Source organism: Streptomyces panaciradicis (assembly GCF_023516615.1).
Lineage (GTDB): Bacteria > Actinomycetota > Actinomycetes > Streptomycetales > Streptomycetaceae > Streptomyces > Streptomyces panaciradicis.
This window is the reverse complement of sequence record NZ_JAMGBF010000303.1, coordinates 1-2,417: the sequence shown is the minus strand read 5'-3', so window position 1 is coordinate 2,417 and position 2,417 is coordinate 1. Positions and strand designations below refer to the sequence as shown.

The window sequence follows — 2,417 nt, the reverse complement described above, 5'->3', positions numbered from 1 at the left end:
CGCCGGACAGCTCGTGCACCCGCTTGCCGTACGCGCCGTTCAGCCGCACGAGTTGCAGGAGTTCCTCGGCGCGCTCGCGGCGCTCGGGCTTGGGAACACCGCGGAGTTTGAGGGCGAGTTCGATGTTCTTGCCGGCGCTGAGCCAGGGGAAGAGGGCGTGTTCCTGGAACATCAGGGCCGGGCGGCCGTCGGTGGTGATGGTGCCGGTGCTGGGTCGGTCCAGGCCGGCGACCAGGTTGAGCAGGGTGGACTTGCCGCAGCCGGAGGCGCCCAGGAGGGTGACGAACTCGCCGGGGGCGACATCGAGGGTGATGTCGTCCAGGACGAGCTGCTGCCCGGCGGGGGTCGCGAAGGACTTCGAGACGTGCTCGATGCGGGCGGCGTGCCCGACCGTCTCGTCGGCCTTGGCGAGCGTCGTGATCGTGGCCATGGTCGTCACCTCCTGGGAATCTCGTCGTGGCCGTGGCGGGGAGGGCGGCGGACTCGTGCCGCCCGGGACGGTCAGAAGTCCCAGCCGTCGTCCTCGGACTCGTCCTTGACGGGCTCCGGGGACGCGAACGACTCGCCGACCATGCCCGCGGTGAGCGTGGTGCCGTCGCTGGGGTCGATCAGGATGAACGAACCGGTGCGCCGGGAGTCGGCGTAGGAGTCGACCGGCAGCGGCTCCGCGGTGCGGATCTTCACGCGGCCGATGTCGTTGGCCACGAGCTGCCCCGGGTGCGGGTGCAGGGACAGGTCGTCGAGCGTGAGCCGGGACGGGATGTCCTTCACGATCGCCTTCACCGTGCGGGTGCCGTGCTTGAGCAGGACCCGGTGGCCGACGGTCAGCGGGGCGTCGGCGACATGGCAGACGGTCGCCTCGATGTCCTGCGTGGTCGCCGGGGCGTCCTTGCTGGGCACGATCAGGTCGCCGCGCGAGATGTCGATGTCGTCCTCCAGCAGGACGGTCACCGACTGCGTCGTCCAGGCGACGTCGACCGGCGCGCCGAGCAGGTCGATGCCGGCGATCCGCGAGGCGCGGCCGGACGGCAGGACCGTCACCGCCTCGCCGACGTGGAACGAACCTGCGGCGATCTGCCCCGCGTAGCCGCGGTAGTCGGGGTGCTCGGCGGTCTGCGGGCGGATCACGTACTGCACGGGAAGGCGGGCGTGGCAGTGGCTCAGGTCGTGGGTGACCGGGACCGTCTCCAGGTGCTCCAGGAAGGTCGGGCCGCCGTACCAGTCCATGTTCGCGGACGGGTCCACCACGTTGTCGCCGGCCAGCGCGGAGATCGGGATCGCGGTGATCTCCGGGACGCCCAGCTCGAGCGCGTACGCCGTGAACTCCTCGGCGATCGCCGCGAAGACGGACTCCTGGTAGTCGACCAGGTCCATCTTGTTGACGGCGAGGACCACGTGCGGGACCCGCAGGAGGGCGGCGATGGCCGCGTGGCGGCGGGTCTGCTCGACGACGCCGTTGCGGGCGTCGACCAGGATCACCGTCAGCTCGGCCGTGGAGGCGCCCGTCACCATGTTGCGGGTGTACTGCACGTGGCCGGGGGTGTCGGCGAGGATGAACCGCCGCTTCGGCGTGGCGAAGTAACGGTACGCCACGTCGATCGTGATGCCCTGCTCGCGCTCGGCCCGCAGCCCGTCCGTGAGCAGCGCGAGGTCGGGCGCGTCCTGGCCGCGGCTCGCGGAGGCGCGCTCGACCGCCTCCAGCTGGTCGACGAGGACCGACTTGGAGTCGTGCAGCAGCCGTCCCACCAGGGTGGACTTGCCGTCGTCGACGGAGCCGGCGGTCGCGAAACGCAGCAGGGTGGTCTCGGAGATTTCCGTGGTCGTGCTCATGCTTAGAAGTACCCCTCGCGCTTACGGTCTTCCATCGCGGCCTCGGACATCTTGTCGTCGGCGCGCGTCGCGCCGCGCTCGGTGAGCCGGGAGGCGGCGATCTCCGTGATGACCTGCTCCAGCGTCACGGCGTCCGAGTCGACCGCGCCCGTGCAGGACATGTCGCCGACCGTGCGGTAGCGCACGAGGCGCTTCTCGACCGTCTCGCCGTCCTTGGGGCCGCCCCACTCGCCGGCCGTCAGCCACATGCCGTTGCGGGCGAACACCTCGCGCTCGTGCGCGAAGTAGATCTCCGGCAGCTCGATGCCCTCGCGGGCGATGTACTGCCACACGTCCAGCTCGGTCCAGTTGGACAGCGGGAAGACGCGGACGTGCTCACCGGGCGCGTGACGGCCGTTGTAGAGGTTCCACAGCTCGGGCCGCTGGCGGCGCGGGTCCCACTGGGAGAACTCGTCGCGCAGGGAGAACACCCGCTCCTTGGCGCGGGCCTTCTCCTCGTCGCGCCGCCCGCCGCCGAAGACCGCGTCGAACCGCTCCGCCTGGATCTTCTCCGTCAGCGGCAGCGTCTGCAGCGGGTTGCGGGTGCC

Annotated in this window: 3 protein-coding genes; all 3 read right to left on the bottom strand. The window is 70.9% G+C overall.

Features of this window, described 5'->3' with window-relative positions:
* Positions 1 to 430: ABC transporter ATP-binding protein (locus M8J74_RS44025; RefSeq protein ID WP_249841756.1), on the bottom strand; the 430-nt coding region annotated here is incomplete at its 3' end.
* 71 nt (positions 431 to 501) lie between these two features.
* The gene (locus M8J74_RS44020; RefSeq protein ID WP_249841755.1) at positions 502 to 1,830 is read right to left on the bottom strand and encodes a sulfate adenylyltransferase subunit 1; all 1,329 of its coding nucleotides are present in this window, start codon (positions 1,828 to 1,830) and stop codon (positions 502 to 504) included.
* 2 nt (positions 1,831 to 1,832) lie between these two features.
* Positions 1,833 to 2,417, bottom strand: a 585-nt coding sequence (cysD, locus tag M8J74_RS44015; protein ID WP_249841754.1) for a sulfate adenylyltransferase subunit CysD, incomplete at its 5' end; no start/stop codon positions are given.